The sequence below is a fragment of the Tsukamurella sp. USMM236 genome (assembly GCF_037148755.1).
GTDB lineage: Bacteria > Actinomycetota > Actinomycetes > Mycobacteriales > Mycobacteriaceae > Tsukamurella.
This window is the reverse complement of record NZ_JBBCSS010000004.1, coordinates 375,876-393,379: the sequence shown is the minus strand read 5'-3', so window position 1 is coordinate 393,379 and position 17,504 is coordinate 375,876. Positions and strand designations below refer to the sequence as shown.

Genomic DNA, 17,504 nt, shown 5'->3' with positions numbered 1-17,504 from the left:
TCACGTTCACCGATCGTCGTGCGTAGGGTGTCCGCCATGCAGACCTGGGCCGAGATCACTGCGGACGTTCAACGGAACTGGCTCATCTACCTGTCCATGCCGATCATCGCGGCGCTCATCGGCTACGGGACCAAGGTGGTCGCGATCCGGATGATGTTCCGGCCGCACCAGTTCAAGGGCATCGGCAAGCTCGGCTGGCAGGGCATCATCCCGAAGCGGGCGCCGCAGATGGTCGAGGTGCTGTGCGACACCCTCACCGACCGGCTGGTCTCGGCCTCGGACATCCTCGAGAAGGTCGACGCGGACGAGCTGGGTGATCGCATGGAGCGGCAGCTGCGCCGCGAGGTCGCGCGGATCGTGCCGGAGGTGGCCGCCGAGTACCAGCCCGCGCTGTGGAACCTGCTGCCGTCGACCGCCCAGGAGCTGGTGATCCAGCGTGCCCAGGTCGTCGCGCGGGACCTCATTCCCAAGCTGGTCGCGGCGATCCGGGAGAACATCGACGAGGTCTTCGACCTCAAGGAGATGGTCACGCGCGAGGTGCTCGCCGACCCCGACGTGCTCGAGAAGATGTTCCTCGACGTGGGCCGGCGCGAGTTCGCCTTCATCCGCAACAGCGGCCTCGTCTTCGGCTTCTTCATCGGCCTGCTGCAGGCCGCCTGCTGGGCGCTCTTCCGCAATCCGTGGATCATGCCGCTGTTCGGCCTCTTCACCGGCTGGTTCACCGACTGGGCCGCGCTGCGGCTGATCTTCAACCCGAAGGAGCCGAAGAAGTACCTCGGCTTCATCCCGTGGCAGGGCCTGTTCCAGAAGCACCGCATCCCCGTCTCCGAGGAGTACGGCGCGCTCATCGCCACCCGCGTGCTCACCGCGGAGCGGCTGGTCCGCTCGCTGTTCACGGGCCCGCAGCGGGACCAGCTGGTGACCGTCGTGGCGGGCGTGCTGCGCGAGGCGATGGAGGACGAGATCCCCAGTGTCGAGAAGGCGCTGCGGAGCAACGCGCAGAACCTCGGGCTCGACAAGGTCGGCGTCGGCCCGCTCACGGCGGGGAACCTGGTCGGCGTGGTCGCGGACGCGGTGGGGATGGTGGGCGGCGCCGTCGGCGGGCAGGTGGGCAGGGTCGTGGGCGGCCTCGACATGGCCCAGATCGGGCCGATGTCGCGCGCGGGCGCGGACGACTTCGTCGCGTCGATGCCGGTGATGCTGGGGGACGCCAACGACTATCTCGACGCGAAGCTCGACATCCGCACGACGATGGTGCAGAAGATGGCGGCGATGACCCCCGACGAGTTCGAGGGCGTGCTCCGTCCGGCGTTCCAGGCGGACGAGAAGACGCTCATCATGGTGGGCGCGATCCTCGGCTTCCTCGTCGGTGAACTGCAGGTTCTGATGGTGGAGCATCTCACTCACTGAATTGTCCGACCACCGCCCTTGAGTGCTAGCACTCCCATCGGTAGAGTGCTAAGTGGTTCGTGTGCGCGGGGAGATCCGCGCGCACAAGGTGACGCCGGCACCCGCGACGACGGCTGTGACTTTCGGGCCACCCTGACATACAGAAGATTTTCCACACATGGAGGCGAACTGTGGCGAGCGTGAACATCAAGCCGCTTGACGACAAGATCCTGGTGAAGGCCACCGAGGCCGAGACCACCACCGCGTCGGGCCTGGTCATCCCGGACACCGCCAAGGAGAAGCCGCAGACCGGCACCGTCGTCGCCGTGGGCGAGGGCCGCGTGACGGAGCAGGGCAACCGGGTTCCGACCGGCATCAACGAGGGCGACACCGTGCTGTTCAGCAAGTACGGCGGCACCGAGTTCAACTACGACGGCGAGGAGTACCTCGTGCTCTCCGCGCGCGACGTCCTGGCCGTCATCGGCAAGTAACGGCGCACACGTGCGAATTCCGGACCGCCCCGCCCCTGGGAATCAGCCCGGGACGGGGCGGTCCGGCCGTTTCCGCAGAGCTTGAGGAGCTTTGAAACATGGCTAAGCAAATCGCATTCGACGAGTCGGCGCGCCGCAGCCTGGAGGCCGGTGTCGACGAGCTCGCCGACGCGGTCAAGGTCACCCTCGGCCCCCGTGGCCGCCACGTGGTGCTGGCGAAGGCCTTCGGCGGCCCCGTCGTCACCAACGACGGCGTGACCATCGCCAAGGAGATCGAGCTGGAGGACCCGGTCGAGAACCTGGGCGCCCAGCTGGTGAAGTCCGTGGCGACCAAGACCAACGACATCGCCGGCGACGGCACCACGACCGCCACCGTGCTCGCACAGGCGATCGTCAAGGAGGGCCTGCGCAACGTCGCGGCCGGCGCCAACCCGATCGAGTTCGGCAAGGGCATCGGCGCGGCGGCGGACAAGGCCGCCGAGATCCTGGTCTCGCAGGCCACCCCGGTCGACGGCGAGAAGGCGATCGCGCAGGTCGCGACCGTCAGCTCGCGCGACGCGGAGCTGGGCGCGATGATCGGCTCCGCGATGACCAAGGTCGGCGCCGACGGCGTCGTCACGATCGAGGAGAGCTCGGGCGTCGAGACCGACGTCGTCGTGACCGAGGGCGTGCAGTTCGACAAGGGTTACATCTCCCCGAACTTCGTCACGGACCTCGAGGAGCGCAAGGTCGTCTTCGACGACGCCCTGGTGCTGCTGGTCCGCGACAAGATCACGTCGCTGCCCGACTTCCTGCCGCTGCTCGAGAAGATCCTCGAGACCGGCAAGCCGGTGCTGATCGTCGCCGAGGACGTCGAGGGCGAGCCCCTGTCGACCCTGGTGCTCAACACCCTGCGCAAGACCATCCGCGCCGTCGCCGTGAAGGCGCCGTTCTTCGGTGATCGCCGCAAGGCCTTCCTCGAGGATCTCGCCATCGTCACCGGCGGCACCGTCATCAACACCGACCTGGGCCTGAGCCTGGCCACGGCCGGCATCGACCTGCTGGGCAGCGCCCGGCGCGTCGAGGTGACCAAGGACGCCACCACCATCGTCGACGGTGCCGGCTCCTCGGAGGACGTCAAGCAGCGCGCGGCGCAGATCAAGGCCGAGATCGAGAACAGCGACTCCGACTGGGACCGCGAGAAGCTCTCCGAGCGCCTCGCGAAGCTGGCCGGCGGCGTGGCCGTGATCCGCGTGGGTGCGCACACCGAGACCGAGCTCAAGGAGCGCAAGCACCGCGTCGAGGACGCCGTCTCCGCCGCGCGCGCCGCGGTCGAGGAGGGCATCGTCTCCGGCGGCGGCACCGCGCTGGTCAAGGTCAGCGCGCAGCTGGCCGACCTCGAGGACGGCGCCGAGGGCGACTTCAAGCTGGGCGTGCGTGCCTTCCGGCGCGCGCTGACCGCCCCGCTGTACTGGATCGCCACCAACGCCGGCGAGGACGGTGCGGTCATCGTCAACCAGGTGACCGAGACCGGCAAGGGCTTCAACGCCGCCACGCTGGTCTTCGGCGATCTCATCGCCGACGGCGTCATCGACCCGGTGAAGGTCACCCGCAGCGCCGTGGTGAACGCCGCGTCGGTGGCGCGGATGATCCTCACCACCGAGGTCACCGTCGTCGACAAGCCGGCCGAGCAGGCCGAGGACGCGCACGCGGGCCACTCCCACTAGGAGCGGCTCCCGAGCTCGCGCAGAACGGAGCGCCCCCGACCGGCCGGTCGGGGGCGCTCCTGCGTTCCGTGGGGCGTCAGCCCGCGATGCGGCTGGTCTTGACCCGCGACTTCGACGCGAGGGCTGCGCGCTCCGACTCCGACAGGCCGCCCCAGATCCCGTAGGGCTCGGCGACGGTGATCGCGTGCGCGCGGCACTGGGCGAGGACGGGGCACGTCCGGCACAGCTCCTTGGCGCGCCGCTCGCGCTGCGCACGAGCCCGGCCGCGCTCGCCGTCGGGATGGAAGAACACCGAGCTGTCGACCCCGCGACACACGCCGTGCATCTGCCAGTCCCAGAAGTCCGAGTTGGGACCGGGGAGCTCGTTGGGTTGAGGCATGCGCATTCTCCAAACACTCGGCGGTCTCGCGGGCGTGGAAACGTCGTTGTTCCTCTCGCGCTCTCACCGTAGGCAGTTCGCTAGACGAAGGTCAACCCGCTCGGGGGTATCCGGGGGGTGATTCGATCAGCGTGAGAATTAACGTCGTGTTCATTCATCCCGGCGGTATGCATCCTGGGAATTGCGACCGTGAACCGAGTGTCCTGTGAGGGATTCCTGCAGGTGATGCTATGTTTCGATTTATCGTACGCCGTAACGATGGATGGTTCGGTGGCGGTCGACGGGCCGGAATCGCCTTACATGCCGGTAACGTCAACGCCTGTGAACGGGCTCCGTGCGCCATTGTCACGCCTGCAAATTCTGGAAGGTTAAATCTTTGGAAACTGGACAGTCGGGCGCCTCCACGGAGGCGCTCCTCGTGGCGGCGTTCGGAACGGACTGCGGTCCCGTCGGTCCGCTCGACGGTCCGCAGGGACGGGTGTGGCTGCGGTCGGTGGCGCTGGCCGGCGCCGGGCGGTTCGCCGCCGCGCGCGCCCTCACCGCGGGGGTGTCCGACGGTTCCTTCGGATCCGCCGCCCGGTGTCTCGAGGCGTCGATGCTGCGGCAGTCCGGCCGGCACCGCGCCGCCACGGTTCCCGACGGCGCCGCCTTGGCGATTGCATACACAGGGTGTGAACAACCTGTGTACGGCATGAGCGTGGCATTGACGATCGACGCGACGGTGGGGCTCGCGGCGGACGCCCTGGGGACCGGACGGTACGCCCTCAGTGCGCGGCTCCTCTCGCGCGCCGACGAGCACCTCGCGGCGTACGACGCCGGTGCGGCCGCGACGGCCGGGTCCGACGGTGCGCCGTCGGGGCCGGTCCCGTGGTGGACGGTGCCCCGCGCCCGGCTGCGCCGGGACTGGGTGGCCGCAGAGCTCGCCGTGTACTCCGGGGACACCGCGGGCGCGGCGGACGCCGTCGACGCCCTGCTCACGGCCGATCCGGGACCGGGCCGCCCGCGTCATCACGCGAAGACGCTCCTCATCGCGGGCGCCGGGGCGATGGCCTCGGGGCAGGCCGACCGGGCCGCGGAACTTGTCGAGAACGCGTACCGGGTCGCCACCGAGTCGGTGTTGAATCCTCTAAGGTGGGCCGGTGCGAAAATGATGAGCGGCACGTCAGGGGAGGAGCGGGGCGCGGGGGCGGCACGGATCGCGGCTGCTCTGGAGGAGGAATGGGTTCGTGATGGCGCGGATCTGGCAGGGGTGTAACGGCGGAATGCAGGCTGGCGATGAATCTGACAGGTGAGGAGCTCGACCGGGCCGTGCGCGAAGCAGCGCAGGGCGACAGGTCTGCGCTCGCAGATGTTCTCGACACCATCCGACCCCTCGTCGTGCGGTACTGCCGTGCGCGGGTCGGGGGCGGCGAGCGTCACTCGCTGTCGGCTGAGGATCTCGCGCAGGAGGTGTGCATGGCTGTGATGACGGCGCTGCCCCGTTATCAGGACCAGGGGCGTCCCTTCATGGCGTTCGTGTACGGAATCGCCGCGCACAAGGTCGCGGACGGCTTCCGGAACGCTTCGCGTAACAAATCCGACCCCGTGGGCGAGATTCCAGAGAGAGCGTCGCTGGAAGGCGGGCCCGAGAGCCACGCGCTCGCCACCGAGGCGAGCCGTGACATGGCCCGACTGCTCAGCACGCTCCCCGAGAAGCAGCGCGAGATCCTGATCCTCCGCGTGGTCGTCGGCCTGTCGGCCGAGGAGACCGCGGAGGCCGTGGGCGGTACCGCCGGTGCCGTTCGCGTGGCCCAGCACCGCGCGCTGACCAAGCTGAAGAACCAGATCGCGAAAGAAGGTGAGAACTGACATGGCCGACGAGAACAACAGGGGCGACAACCACGGGGGCTTCGACCCGCACGACCCCGAGCGCACGGCCGCTCACCGTCTGGGTCCGCCGATGCGCCCGATGCGGCCCGGTGCACCTCGCGACCTGGGAGCCGACGACACCGGCTTCGTCGACCGCGTCACCGACGACGGCGCGCCCGTCGACGTGGCCGCGGTCCGCCGCGACGACGACCTGATCGAGGCGCTCGCGGCCGGCGGTGCCGTCACCACCGCGGATCAGACCGAGTTCGCTCTCGCGTCGCTGCTCGCGGACTGGCGCGACGAGATCGTCACCACGCCGGTCCCGGCCGGCCCGTCGGTCGACGAGATGGTCGCCGCCACCGGAACCGGGCGCCGTACGCGGGGCTTCCGCCCGGCTCGGCCCACCCGTCCGGTGCCCCCGCCTCCGGCCCCCGCGGCCGACGGCCCACCGTCGGGCGACGGGAACGGCGACGTGACGCCGATCGGTGACGCCCCGTCGCGGCGCGGCAAGCGCTTCGGCCTGGTGGCCGGCGCGGCCGCCGCTGCCGTGGCGATCCTCGGTGGCGGCACGGTGCTCGTGAACTCCGCGAGCCCGGGCGACGGTGCGCTGTGGAGCGTCAAGGAGGTCGTCTTCTCGGACGCCGCCTCGCAGACGATCGCCACCTCGGAGGCGAAGGCGCAGCTCGAGAGCGCGGACAACGCGATCGACTCCAGCAACCAGGCGGAGGCGCAGGCCGCGCTGGTCAGCGCCCGGCAGCAGGCCGCGAAGGTGAAGAACGAGAAGGACCGCGCCGCGCTCGAGGAGCGGATCCGCGCCGCGGAGGCGCGCGCCGGGCTGCCGGTCGGATCGACCGACCTGCCCACCTCGACGCGACCGCCGTCACCGTCGCCCTCGCCGTCGGTTCCGCCGACGTCGACGACGGAGCCGACGGTCACGCTGCCGACGGAGCCGACCCGCCCGACGACGCCGACGTACCCGACCCGGCCGACCACGCCGACGACGACGGTGCCGACCACGACGCCGGAGCCGACGACCACGACGCCGACCACCACGACGACCACGGCCCCGACCTCCGCGACGGAGCCCACGACGCCGACGACGACCACGACGCGGCCCCGGCCGACCGCCACGACGACGACCACGACGGCAGCGGCCGGGTCGATCCTGACGGTCGTGCCGGAGGACTGGCTCCCGCGGTAGCGACCGCATGACGAACAGCGAAGGCCCCCACCGCGCGGTGGGGGCCTTCGCCGTGTCCGGGTGCGACTAGCGCCGGATCACTCCTCGTTCGCGAGGTTCATCGCCGCATCGGCGTAGCCGCGGCAGTAGTCCCACGTGACGTAGGCGTCGGGCGCCGGATCGTAGGCGGGCTCGTGCGGGCGGACGGTGCCGTCGACGAGCAGCTGCAGCAGGTTCGCGCGCAGCATGTCCCAGTCGTGGTAGTGATCTTCCTGACAGTCGTCGCAGCAGATCACCAGGCCGCGGACGCCGCGGTGCGCGAGCAGCGCCTCGTAGACGGAGAGGTCCGCGAGGTCCTCCTCGACGGCGAGTCGTTCGGCGGGATCGAGGGGCTGACCAGGGTCGAGCGAGTCCAGCGCGGCCGTCGGGTCGCTCGGGTCGTCGGCGAACGGGTCCGGCGGGAGGCCGGGAGGAAGATTGTTGCGCACGCCCCCACGGTACGCAGGAATGACCGGGGAAGGCCAGTCACACGCGCGTGACGAGCACAGGAATCCGCCGCGTACCATGGATACATGACGCGCTCCGCCTCTCCCGCGCCCGCACCCGGCAACGTTTTCATCGGGGGCGACGACCCCGCGAAGGTGGCGATGCTCGGCCTCACCTTCGACGACGTCCTCCTCGTTCCCGCCGCCTCCGACGTGATCCCGTCGGGGGTCGACATCTCCACCAAGCTCACCCGCGAGATCACGCTCAAGGTGCCGCTGATCAGCTCCGCGATGGACACCGTCACGGAGGCCCGCATGGCCATCGCGATGGCCCGCAACGGCGGCATGGGCGTGCTCCACCGCAACCTCTCCATCGAGGCGCAGGCGCAGCAGGTCGAGACGGTCAAGCGCTCCGAGGCCGGCATGGTCACCGATCCCGTGACCTGCAGCCCGTCGAACACGCTCCGCGAGGTCGACGAGATGTGCGCCCGGTTCCGGATCTCCGGCCTGCCCGTCACGGACGAGAAGGGCACGCTGGTCGGCATCATCACCAACCGCGACATGCGCTTCGAGGTCGACTTCGACCGCCCCGTCGCCGAGGTGATGACGAAGACGCCGCTGATCACCGCGCAGGAGGGCGTCACCGCCGAGGCCGCGCTGGGCCTGCTGCGCCGGCACAAGATCGAGAAGCTGCCCATCGTCGACGGCAGCGGCAAGCTGACCGGCCTGATCACGGTCAAGGACTTCGTCAAGACCGAGCAGCACCCGAACGCGACCAAGGACTCCGACGGCCGCCTGCTGGTCGGTGCCGCGGTCGGCGCGGGCGACGAGGCGTGGGAGCGCGCGATGGCGCTGCGCGACGCCGGCGTCGACGTGCTGGTGGTCGATTCGGCGCACGGCCACTCGAGCGGCGTGCTCAACATGATCGAGAAGCTCAAGCTCGAGCTGGGCGACGATGTGCAGCTCATCGGCGGCAACGTCGCCACCCGCGGCGGCGCGGCGGCGCTGGTCGCGGCCGGCGTCGACGGTGTCAAGGTGGGCGTGGGCCCCGGCTCGATCTGCACCACCCGCGTGGTCGCCGGCGTCGGCGCCCCGCAGATCACGGCCATCCTCGAGGCGACCGCGGCGTGCGCGCCGGCCGGCGTCCCGGTCATCGCCGACGGCGGCCTGCAGTTCTCGGGCGACGTGGCGAAGGCCCTCGCGGCCGGTGCCTCGACGGCGATGCTCGGCTCGCTGCTCGCGGGCACCGCGGAGTCGCCGGGCGAGCTGATCCTCGTCGGCGGGAAGCAGTTCAAGAGCTACCGCGGCATGGGCAGCCTCGGCGCCATGCAGGGCCGCGGCCAGGCCAAGTCCTACTCCAAGGACCGCTACTTCCAGGACGACGTGCTCTCCGAGGACAAGCTGGTCCCCGAGGGCATCGAGGGTCGCGTGCCCTTCCGCGGCCCGCTCGGCTCGGTGATCCACCAGCTCACCGGTGGCCTCCGCGCGGCCATGGGTTACACCGGCAGCCAGACCATCGAGGACCTCAACCGCGCCCAGTTCGTGCAGATCACCGCGGCGGGTCTGAAAGAATCGCACCCGCACGACATCACGATGACGGTCGAGGCGCCGAACTACACGCGCTAGAACCCTGCTGAACAGGCACATTCGGAGCGGTCGCTCCGGAACCGGAAGGACTGAGCGCGTTGCGCGACATGGTTGAGATCGGCATGGGCCGCACGGCCCGGCGCACCTACGAGCTGCAGGACGTGAACATCGTCCCCTCGCGGCGCACCCGTTCCTCGAAGGAGGTGTCCACCGCCTGGCAGCTCGACGCGTACCGCTTCGACACCCCGATCCTCTCGCACCCGACGGACGCGATCGGCTCGCCGGAGTTCGCGATCGAGCTCGGCAAGCTGGGCGGCCTGGGCGTGCTCAACGCGGAGGGCCTGTTCTCCCGGCACCGCGACGCGGAGGCCCAGCTGGAGCAGGTCGTCGAGCTCGCCGCGTCCGACATCACCGGCATCGCGGCGATCCGCCGCCTGCAGGAGCTGCACGCCGCGCCGCTCGATCCCGAGCTGCTGGCCGCGGCCGTCGGCCGGGTCCGGGACGCCGGGGTGACGGTGGCGGTCCGCGTCTCTCCGCAGCGCGCCCGCGAGCTGACGCCGGTGCTGGTCAAGGCGGGCATCGACCTGCTGGTCATCCACGGCACGATCATCTCCGCCGAGCACGTCTCCAACGAGGAGTCGGCGGGGGAGCCGCTCAACCTGAAGACCTTCATCGGCGACCTCGACGTCCCCGTCGTCGCGGGCGGCGTGAGCGATCACCGCACTGCGCTGCACCTGATGCGCACGGGCGCCGCCGGCGTCATCGTGGGCTACGGCTCGGCCGAAGGCGCCACCACCACCCGCGAGGTGCTCGGCATCGGCGTCCCGATGGCGACCGCGATCGCGGATGCCGCTGCGGCCCGCCGGGACTACCTCGACGAGACCGGTGGCCGATACGTGCACGTGATCGCCGACGGCGACATCTACAGCTCCGGCGACGTCGCCCGCGCGATCGCGTGCGGCGCCGACGCCACGATGCTGGGCGCGCCGCTGGCGATCGCCGCCGAGGCGCCGGGCAAGGGCTGGTACTGGCCGTCGGTGGCCGCACACCCGTCGATGCCGCGCGGCGCGGTCGCGCCCGCGCAGCTCGGTGGCCTGGACGCGGGGGAGGGTGCCGCCGCCGGCACCGCCCCGTCGCTCTCGACCATCCTCACCGGCCCGTCGACGGAGCCGAACGGCCAGTTGAACCTGGTCGGCGGCCTGCGCCGGTCGATGGCCAAGGCCGGCTACAGCGAGCTCAAGGAGTTCCAGAAGGTGGGGCTCAACGTCGCGTACTGAGCGCGAAGCCCTGTTATTGAGTGGCGTTTAGTAGTACCGTTACCCGTCAGTAGGGCCGTTTCAGCCGCGGCCCGGTGACACATGTCCGCCACGGACGGGTGAGGGGTTCCAGATGGCCAAGGCAGTCGGGCAGAAGTCGGGCGACCACTTCGACGTGCTCGTGATCGGGTCCGGGTTCGGCGGCAGCGTCACGGCGCTGCGCCTGACGGAGAAGGGCTACCGCGTCGGCGTGCTCGAGGCCGGGCAGCGCTTCGAGGACGAGGACTTCGCCGAGAGCACCTGGAACCTCAAGAAGTTCGTCTGGGCGCCGAAGTTGGGCCTCTACGGCATCCAGCGGATCCACCTGCTCAACGACGCCGTGGTCCTCGCCGGCGCCGGCGTGGGCGGCGGCTCGCTGAACTACGCGAACACGCTCTACAAGCCGCCCGCGCCGTTCTTCAACGACCCGCAGTGGAAGCACATCACCGACTGGGACGACGAGCTCAGCCCGTTCTACGACCAGGCCCGCCGCATGCTCGGCGTGGTGAAGAACCCGCACGAGACCCCGTCGGACCGCGTGATCAAGCAGATCGCGGAGGAGATGGGCGTCGCGGACACGTTCACCGAGACCCCGGTGGGCGTGTACTTCAACCAGCCGGGCCGCACCGACGCGGACCCGTTCTTCGGCGGCGCCGGCCCCGCCCGCACGGGCTGCACCGAGTGCGGCCAGTGCATGTCGGGCTGCCGCGTGGGCGCCAAGAACACGCTGATGAAGAACTACATCCACCTCGCGGAGGCGGGCGGCGCCCGCTTCATCCCGATGACGACGGTGACCGCGCTGCGCGAGGGCCGCAAGGGCGTCTGGGAGGTGTCGACGGTGCGCACCGGTGCCGTCGCGCGCAAGAACCGGACCGTCTACACGGCCGACAACGTGGTCTTCGCCGCCGGCACCTGGGGCACGCAGACGCTGCTGCACTCGCTCAAGGACACCGGCGCGCTGCCGCAGCTCTCGGACCGGCTCGGCGTGCTCACCCGCACCAACTCCGAGTCGATCCTGGGTTCGGCGCGCACGGTCGCCGACCCGTCGCAGGACCTCTCGCAGGGCGTCGCGATCACCAGCTCCTTCTACCCGACGCCCGACACCCACATCGAGCCGGTCCGCTACGGCCCCGGCCGCAACGCCATGGGTCTGCTGCAGACCCTGCTCGTCGACGGCGGCGAGAAGCGCACCCGCCTCGGCGGCTTCCTCAAGGGCCTCGCGAAGAAGCCAACGGACCTCAAACTGCTGCTCACGCAGAAGGACTGGGGTCAGCGCGTGCTGATCCTGCTGGTGATGCAGAGCCTCGACAACTCGATCACCACGTACACCAAGAAGATTCCCGGCTCGAAGAAGCGGCGCATGGTCTCCAAGCAGGGCCACGGCGCGCCGAACCCGACCTGGATCCCCGCGGGGAACGAGGCCGCGCGGATCGGCGCGGAGAAGCTGAACGGCGTGGCCGGCGGGACGTGGGGCGACATCTTCAACGTCCCGATGACCGCCCACTTCCTCGGTGGCGCAGCGATTTCGGAGACGCCCGAGACCGGCGTCATCGACCCGTACCACCGCATCCACAACTACCCGTCGCTGTTCGTGGTCGACGGTGCCGCCATCTCCGCGAACCTCGGCGTCAACCCGTCGCTGTCGATCGCGGCCCAGGCCGAGCGCGCCGCGTCGCTGTGGCCGAACAAGGGGGAGCAGGACCCGCGTCCCGCGCAGGGCGCCGGCTACCAGCGCATCGCGCCGACCGCGCCCAAGGCGCCCGCCGTGCCCGCGGGCGCGCCCGGCCAGCTGCTGCTGCCGCTGCCGAAGGTGCGTCCGGCACAGGAGGCGCCGGCGCAGCAGGACGCGGACTCCCAGGCCTGATGGTCCGCGCCGCTACCCTCGGTGTCATGACGCGAGTCGAGGAGATCGTGGCCGAGCTAGCGGCGCTGGAGGACCCGAAGGCGCGGGCCGTCAACGAGCGGCACGGCGACCCGCACGGGGTGAACCTGACGAAGCTGCGGGCGCTGGCGAAGTCCCTCGGCACCGACCGCGAGCTGGCCGGCGAGCTGTGGGACTCGGGCGACGTGGCCGCGCAGCTGGTGGCCCTGCTCATCGCGAAGCCGAAGCAGTTCACCGCGGACGAGCTGGACGCGATGCTGCGCACCGCGCGCAGCGACAAGGCGCACGACTGGCTGCTGAACTACCTGGTGAAGAAGTCGGCGCACGCCTCCGCCCTGCGGGAGCGGTGGTGGGGCGACGCCGACCCGCGGGTCCGCGCGGCCGGCTGGGCCCTCACGACGCACGCGGTGACCACCGCCGACCTCGACCGGGACGCGCTGCTCGACACCATCGCCCGCGAGATGCGCGACGCCGAGCCGAAGCTGCAGTGGGCCATGAACGAGACCCTCGCGACCATCGGCATCGAGGACGAGTCCCGCCGTGCCCGCGCCGTCGCCATCGGCGAGGACCTGCAGGTGCTCGCGGACTACCCGGTGTCGAAGGGCTGCACCTCGCCCTTCGCGCCGGCCTGGATCGCCGAGATCGTCCGCCGCCGCGAGGCCTAGACCGGGCGTTATCAGGGGCGGAACCCGGAGAAACCCTGATGACCGCGGCGGGCCCGGCGCCGTAGCGTGACCGCATGTCCGCAGGATTCCCCCTCGTCACCGTCCTCATCCGGCCCGACGACGAGCCGCGCGTCACCGCGTCGATCGCCGACCGGCTGGGCGCGGGTTCGGCCCTGTTCGAGTTCGCGAGCTCCCCGGAGGACCCCTCGCTGCTGCGGCAGTGGGCGATCGAGCACCCCGGGACCCCGTCCGCCGATCGACGGTGCCGGGTGCTCTGGGCCCGGTTCGACGAGGCCGACGTCCACCGGGTCGCCGAGGCGGCGATCGACGTCCTGTCCCCGCACGCGCGGGGAGAGAACGAGGCGATCCTCGCCGGACGGCGGGTCCGCGTCACGCCCGACGAGTTCCCCTGGTACGCCCACGTGCCGCTCTGGGAGCTCGTGGACGTGCCGTGATGTCCCGCCCTCTGTCGGAACGCGGCCCCGCCCGCGACTAGACTGAGCCGGGTGACGGACTCCTCACCCAACCCGGTTCTGGTCGTCGACTTCGGCGCGCAGTACGCGCAGCTGATCGCGCGCCGCGTCCGCGAGGCGCGGATCTACTCGGAGGTGGTGCCGCACACCATCACCGCCGAGGAGGTGCGCGCCAAGAACCCCGCCGCCATCGTGCTGTCGGGCGGCCCCGCGTCGGTCTACGCGGAGGACGCGCCCAACCTCGATCCCGCGGTCTTCGACCTCGGCGTCCCGGTCTTCGGCATCTGCTACGGCTTCCAGATGATGGCCCGGGCCCTCGGCGGCACCGTCGCCAACACGGGCGGGCGCGAGTTCGGGCGCACCACCCTCACCCCCCAGGGCGACGGTGTCCTCCACGTGGGGCTCCCGGCCGAGCAGCCGGTGTGGATGAGCCACAACGACGCCGTGCAGGTCGCGCCCGAGGGCTTCGCGACGGTGGCGTCGACCCCCGGCGCCCCGGTCGCGGCGTTCGAGAACGTCGGCAAGCAGATGGCCGGCGTCCAGTACCACCCCGAGGTCCTGCACAGCCCGCACGGCCAGGAGGTGCTCACGCGCTTCCTGTACGAGATCGCCGGGCTGAAGCCCACCTGGACCGCGGCGAACATCGCCGAGCAGCTCATCGAGGACGTCCGCGCCCAGGTCGGTGACGGTCTGGCGCTGTGCGCGCTGTCCGGCGGCGTGGACTCCGCCGTCGCGGCCGCTCTGGTGCAGAAGGCCATCGGAGACCGTCTGACCTGTGTCTTCGTCGATCATGGGCTGCTGCGGCAGGGCGAGCGCGAGCAGGTGCAGCAGGACTTCGTGGAGGCGACGGGCGCGCGCCTGATCACCGTCGACGCTGAGGACACCTTCCTCGGGCACCTCAAGGGCGTCTCCGATCCCGAGGAGAAGCGCAAGATCATCGGCCGCGAGTTCATCCGGTCGTTCGAGGACGTCGTCTCCGAGGCGCTGGGCGCGCGGGCGGCCGAGGGCCACACCATCGACTTCCTCGTCCAGGGCACGCTGTACCCGGACGTGGTGGAGTCGGGCGGCGGCGCGGGCACGGCGAACATCAAGAGCCACCACAACGTGGGCGGGCTGCCGGAGGACCTGGAGTTCACGCTCGTCGAGCCGCTGCGCCTGCTGTTCAAGGACGAGGTCCGCGCGGTCGGCCGCGAGTTGGGCCTGCCGGAGGAGATCGTCGGCCGGCAGCCCTTCCCCGGGCCGGGCCTGGCGATCCGCATCGTCGGCGAGGTCACCAAGGACCGGCTCGACCTGCTGCGCAAGGCCGACGCGATCGCGCGCGAGGAGCTCACCGCCGCGGGCCTCGACGGCACCATCTGGCAGTGCCCGGTCGTGCTGCTCGCCGACGTCCGCAGCGTGGGCGTGCAGGGCGACGGCCGAACCTACGGCCACCCGATCGTGCTGCGCCCGGTCAGCTCCGAGGACGCGATGACCGCGGACTGGACGCGGGTGCCCTACGAGACGCTCGAGATCATCTCCACCCGCATCACGAACGAGGTCGAAGAGGTCAACCGCGTGGTGCTCGACGTGACGAGCAAGCCGCCGGGGACCATCGAGTGGGAATAGCGGTCACGATCTGACCGGTGCCGCCGGTACCGTCGTTGCCATGACGATTCTTGTGACGGGTGCAACGGGCAACATCGGACGGAAAGTGGTCGACGAGCTGGTGGCGAGGGGTGTCACGGACATCCGGGCGTTGACCACCAACCCCGCGAAGGCGGCGCTGCCGAGCGGGGTGGAGGCCTTCAGCGGTTTCATCGGCAAGCCGGAGACGCTCGACGGCGCCTTCGAGGGCGTGACCGGGATGTACCTCGCGCCGTACGAGCCCACGGCGGCGGAGGTGCTGCGCCGGGCCAAGGACGCGGGCGTCCAGTACGTGGTCGCCACCTCCGGGAGTGCGCACTGGCAGGCGCTCACCGACACGATCCTGGCGAGCGGCATCGACGTGACCGTCCTGGGACCGGGCGAGTTCATGGAGAACTTCGCGGGCTGGGCGGGCCAGGTCGCCACCGGCGTGGTCCGCGAGCCCTACCCGGACGCGGGGAGCGCGCCGATCTCCATGGAGGACATCGCTGCGGTCGCAGCCGCGCTCCTCGCGGCCGACGATCACGCCGCGCACGTCGGGAAGGTCTACGAGCTGACCGGGCCGAGCTTCCTCACCCGGGTCGAGATGGCCGCGCAGATCGGCGAGGGCATCGGCCGCGAGGTCGGCTTCGAGCAGATCAGCCGCGAGGCGGCCGAGGAGGCCCTGCGCCCCGAGATGGGCGACATGGCCGGCTGGTACCTGGACCTGCAAGACGCCTCCCGCCGGTACCGGCAGGAGGCGAACTCGCTGGTCGAGGAACTCAGTGGGCGTCCGGCGATGAGCCTGGCGCAGTGGGCGGAGCGGAATCGGAGCCTCTTCGCGGCCTGATCAGGGTCACCCCCGCCACGACGACGGCGCCGATCGCGAGGATCCCGAGCAGGGTGCCGGCGTCGATGAGGCGGGGGCCGCCCACGATTCCCCAGGCGGCGATCGCGAGGGCCGCGATCCCGGCGACCAGGAGAGCGGGCGACGTGCCGCGCTCGCGGCCGGAGCTGTTGTCAGCGGACACGATTCACCTCCACATTGCCCACGTTGCCCTGGGCGTCGATGGTCAGGGTGGGGGCGCCGGGGGTCACGACGCTGTTCAGCGCCGTGGGGCAGTCGGAGTCCCCGACCGACACCTGGCACTGCACCTTGACGTTCATCGCGGCGGGGATCTGGATCTGCGTGTCGCCCACGCCCACTCGGGTGGTCACGGTGCGGTCGTGGTCGAGGGTGAGCTGCCGCAGGTCGAGCTGGAGTGAGCCCACCTGCAGGACGTACTGCTCCTGGAGGTCGGTGGGCGAGGGCACCACGAACTGCTTGTCGCCGCGCGGGGCGTCGGCGAAACCGCTCATCACGTTCTGCGCCATCGTGCCCACGATCACGAAGCCCGCCAGGGGGATCGCGACGGCGAGCAGGCCGTAGCCGCTGCGCCGGAAGGCGCCCGCGACGAGTCCGGTGCCCACCACGCCGAGCACGATGGCGGCGGCCACCACCGGCGAGATCGGCACGCCGAACACGAGGTTGACGGTGGCGATCGCCGCGGCCGTGAGCAGCGCGATGCCGAGCGTGACGGGCGTGATCCGGGTGCGGCGCTTGGGCTCCACCGGAACCGGGGCGTGCGCCGCCGCCGGCTCGGGCAGGTCCCACGCGAAGGGCGCGGCGCCCAGCGGATCCCAGCGCGGCGGATGGATCTCCTCGGTGACCTGCGTCTGCACGCGCGGGGCCTCGGGGGCCGGCGCCTTCCGCAGGTTCAAGGGCTCCGACGGTGCCGATGCCTGAGGGGGCTGCGAGGTCGCGTCCGCGGGGCTCGCCTCCGGGGCCTGCTCGGGAGCCGGTGCGTCGGCCCTCGGCGCCTCGGGGGCCGCGGTGGCGCGCGGATCAGTGGGCGTCCACACGGGCTGCCAGGGGAACTGGGCCGCGGGCGGCTGCCACGCCCCGACGGGGGCCGCCGGCGCGAGCCGCGTGGAGACGGCGGTGCCGGGCGGCGGCACGGGCAGGCGCTGGTGCAGCGCGTACCAGCCGGCCGCCAGCAGGGCGAGGCTGATGATCCCGGCGCCCGGCCAGGACGAGCTCATGCCGCTGCCGAAGCTCACCGCGATCACCGCGGCGATGATGAGGACGAAGGTCGGCGGGCCCGAGCGCTGCACGGGCGTGCCGTACGCGTACTCGGACTCCTTGGGGAGCACGAAGACGCCGACGATGTAGGCGACGAAACCGAGTCCACCGAGCACCGTCGCCCCGATGAACGCCGCGCGGACCAGCGCGACGTCCACCTGGTAGCGGCGCGCGAAGCCCGTGCACACGCCGGCGATCGGCGCGTTGCGGGCCCGGAGCGGCCTGGTCTCCCACATCTGCCGGAGCTGGCTGGAGAGGGTTGTCGTATCCATGCCTTCGATCCTGCGGGCCGCGGCCGCCCCGGTCCATCGGGATCTACCCTGAAATCGCGGCGCCGCGCCTCGGGGTGAGGGGTGATCTTTCAGGGGCTTCCCCGATACCCGCGGGCGAGGATCCGTGC

General features: G+C 71.1%; 17 protein-coding genes. 13 read left to right on the top strand and 4 right to left on the bottom strand.

The window, feature by feature from the left end:
• Window positions 1–36: 36 nt before the first annotated feature.
• From WFK95_RS15980 to groL, 3 genes are all read left to right on the top strand, one after another.
• Window positions 37–1,410 carry a DUF445 domain-containing protein gene (locus WFK95_RS15980; protein WP_336671240.1) on the top strand — a complete coding sequence of 458 codons (1,374 nt, stop codon included), beginning with the start codon at window positions 37–39 and terminating at the stop codon, window positions 1,408–1,410.
• Window positions 1,411–1,580: 170 nt separating this feature from the next.
• Window positions 1,581–1,880 carry a co-chaperone GroES gene (gene groES / locus WFK95_RS15975; protein ID WP_068528650.1) on the top strand — a complete coding sequence of 100 codons (300 nt, stop codon included), beginning with the start codon at window positions 1,581–1,583 and terminating at the stop codon, window positions 1,878–1,880.
• Window positions 1,881–1,978: 98 nt separating this feature from the next.
• Window positions 1,979–3,586, top strand: coding sequence for a chaperonin GroEL (gene groL / locus WFK95_RS15970; protein WP_224650269.1), 1,608 nt, complete (start codon window positions 1,979–1,981; stop codon window positions 3,584–3,586).
• Between the two features lie 76 nt (window positions 3,587–3,662).
• Here the strand turns inward: groL and WFK95_RS15965 are convergent, their stop codons facing one another.
• Window positions 3,663–3,965, bottom strand: a complete 303-nt coding sequence (locus WFK95_RS15965; protein ID WP_224650256.1) for a WhiB family transcriptional regulator — start codon at window positions 3,963–3,965, stop codon at window positions 3,663–3,665.
• A 376-nt stretch (window positions 3,966–4,341) separates the two neighbouring features.
• On the opposite strand from WFK95_RS15965, the gene WFK95_RS15960 reads away from it, so the two are divergent.
• The 3 genes from WFK95_RS15960 to WFK95_RS15950 are packed head-to-tail and all read left to right on the top strand — an operon-like array spanning window position 4,342 to window position 7,014.
• Window positions 4,342–5,220 carry a hypothetical protein gene (locus WFK95_RS15960; RefSeq protein ID WP_336671239.1) on the top strand — a complete coding sequence of 293 codons (879 nt, stop codon included), beginning with the start codon at window positions 4,342–4,344 and terminating at the stop codon, window positions 5,218–5,220.
• 20 nt (window positions 5,221–5,240) lie between these two features.
• A complete protein-coding gene (locus WFK95_RS15955; protein WP_224650252.1) occupies window positions 5,241–5,813 on the top strand; it encodes a sigma-70 family RNA polymerase sigma factor in 573 nt (190 codons plus the stop codon).
• Between the two features lies 1 nt (window position 5,814).
• Window positions 5,815–7,014 carry an anti-sigma-D factor RsdA gene (locus WFK95_RS15950; protein WP_336671238.1) on the top strand — a complete coding sequence of 400 codons (1,200 nt, stop codon included), beginning with the start codon at window positions 5,815–5,817 and terminating at the stop codon, window positions 7,012–7,014.
• A 77-nt stretch (window positions 7,015–7,091) separates the two neighbouring features.
• Here the strand turns inward: WFK95_RS15950 and WFK95_RS15945 are convergent, their stop codons facing one another.
• A complete protein-coding gene (locus tag WFK95_RS15945) occupies window positions 7,092–7,481 on the bottom strand; it encodes a DUF5319 domain-containing protein (protein ID WP_068522523.1) in 390 nt (129 codons plus the stop codon).
• A gap of 84 nt (window positions 7,482–7,565) precedes the next feature.
• Here WFK95_RS15945 and guaB point away from each other — a divergent pair, with 84 nt between their 5' ends.
• The 7 genes from guaB to WFK95_RS15910 all read left to right on the top strand — a co-directional run bounded on the left by guaB (window position 7,566) and on the right by WFK95_RS15910 (window position 15,832).
• Complete coding sequence (guaB, locus tag WFK95_RS15940) at window positions 7,566–9,104, top strand: IMP dehydrogenase (RefSeq protein ID WP_304941293.1); 1,539 nt, start codon at window positions 7,566–7,568, stop codon at window positions 9,102–9,104.
• A gap of 59 nt (window positions 9,105–9,163) precedes the next feature.
• Complete coding sequence (locus WFK95_RS15935) at window positions 9,164–10,342, top strand: GuaB3 family IMP dehydrogenase-related protein (protein ID WP_224650249.1); 1,179 nt, start codon at window positions 9,164–9,166, stop codon at window positions 10,340–10,342.
• Window positions 10,343–10,454: 112 nt separating this feature from the next.
• Window positions 10,455–12,224 (top strand): GMC family oxidoreductase, encoded by a 1,770-nt coding sequence (locus WFK95_RS15930; RefSeq protein WP_336671237.1) that lies wholly within the window; start codon window positions 10,455–10,457, stop codon window positions 12,222–12,224.
• Between the two features lie 26 nt (window positions 12,225–12,250).
• A complete protein-coding gene (locus WFK95_RS15925; RefSeq protein ID WP_336671236.1) occupies window positions 12,251–12,907 on the top strand; it encodes a DNA alkylation repair protein in 657 nt (218 codons plus the stop codon).
• Between the two features lie 74 nt (window positions 12,908–12,981).
• Window positions 12,982–13,362, top strand: a complete 381-nt coding sequence (locus WFK95_RS15920; RefSeq protein WP_224650243.1) for a hypothetical protein — start codon at window positions 12,982–12,984, stop codon at window positions 13,360–13,362.
• A gap of 51 nt (window positions 13,363–13,413) precedes the next feature.
• Window positions 13,414–14,985 carry a glutamine-hydrolyzing GMP synthase gene (guaA, locus tag WFK95_RS15915; RefSeq protein ID WP_224650241.1) on the top strand — a complete coding sequence of 524 codons (1,572 nt, stop codon included), beginning with the start codon at window positions 13,414–13,416 and terminating at the stop codon, window positions 14,983–14,985.
• A 40-nt stretch (window positions 14,986–15,025) separates the two neighbouring features.
• Window positions 15,026–15,832 carry an SDR family oxidoreductase gene (locus WFK95_RS15910; protein WP_336671235.1) on the top strand — a complete coding sequence of 269 codons (807 nt, stop codon included), beginning with the start codon at window positions 15,026–15,028 and terminating at the stop codon, window positions 15,830–15,832.
• Here the strand turns inward: WFK95_RS15910 and WFK95_RS15905 are convergent.
• Together WFK95_RS15905 and WFK95_RS15900 are read right to left on the bottom strand one after the other, a co-directional pair.
• A complete protein-coding gene (locus WFK95_RS15905; protein ID WP_224650237.1) occupies window positions 15,765–16,013 on the bottom strand; it encodes a hypothetical protein in 249 nt (82 codons plus the stop codon). The two genes, WFK95_RS15910 and WFK95_RS15905, sit on opposite strands and share 68 nt — an antisense overlap.
• Window positions 16,003–17,376 (bottom strand): PspC domain-containing protein, encoded by a 1,374-nt coding sequence (locus WFK95_RS15900; RefSeq protein WP_336671234.1) that lies wholly within the window; start codon window positions 17,374–17,376, stop codon window positions 16,003–16,005. The genes WFK95_RS15905 and WFK95_RS15900 overlap by 11 nt, the downstream gene beginning before the upstream one ends.
• Between the last annotated feature and the right edge of the window lie 128 nt (window positions 17,377–17,504).

Coding starts and splice junctions, on each gene's coding strand:
- WFK95_RS15920 (WP_224650243.1), top strand. CDS start 12,982: ATGTCCGCAGGATTCCCCCTCGTCACCGTCCTCATCCGGCCCGACGAC.
- WFK95_RS15910 (WP_336671235.1), top strand. CDS start 15,026: ATGACGATTCTTGTGACGGGTGCAACGGGCAACATCGGACGGAAAGTG.
- WFK95_RS15955 (WP_224650252.1), top strand. CDS start 5,241: ATGAATCTGACAGGTGAGGAGCTCGACCGGGCCGTGCGCGAAGCAGCG.
- WFK95_RS15980 (WP_336671240.1), top strand. CDS start 37: ATGCAGACCTGGGCCGAGATCACTGCGGACGTTCAACGGAACTGGCTC.
- WFK95_RS15965 (WP_224650256.1), bottom strand. CDS start 3,965: ATGCCTCAACCCAACGAGCTCCCCGGTCCCAACTCGGACTTCTGGGAC.
- guaB (WP_304941293.1), top strand. CDS start 7,566: ATGACGCGCTCCGCCTCTCCCGCGCCCGCACCCGGCAACGTTTTCATC.
- groL (WP_224650269.1), top strand. CDS start 1,979: ATGGCTAAGCAAATCGCATTCGACGAGTCGGCGCGCCGCAGCCTGGAG.
- WFK95_RS15950 (WP_336671238.1), top strand. CDS start 5,815: ATGGCCGACGAGAACAACAGGGGCGACAACCACGGGGGCTTCGACCCG.
- WFK95_RS15900 (WP_336671234.1), bottom strand. CDS start 17,376: ATGGATACGACAACCCTCTCCAGCCAGCTCCGGCAGATGTGGGAGACC.
- WFK95_RS15925 (WP_336671236.1), top strand. CDS start 12,251: ATGACGCGAGTCGAGGAGATCGTGGCCGAGCTAGCGGCGCTGGAGGAC.
- WFK95_RS15930 (WP_336671237.1), top strand. CDS start 10,455: ATGGCCAAGGCAGTCGGGCAGAAGTCGGGCGACCACTTCGACGTGCTC.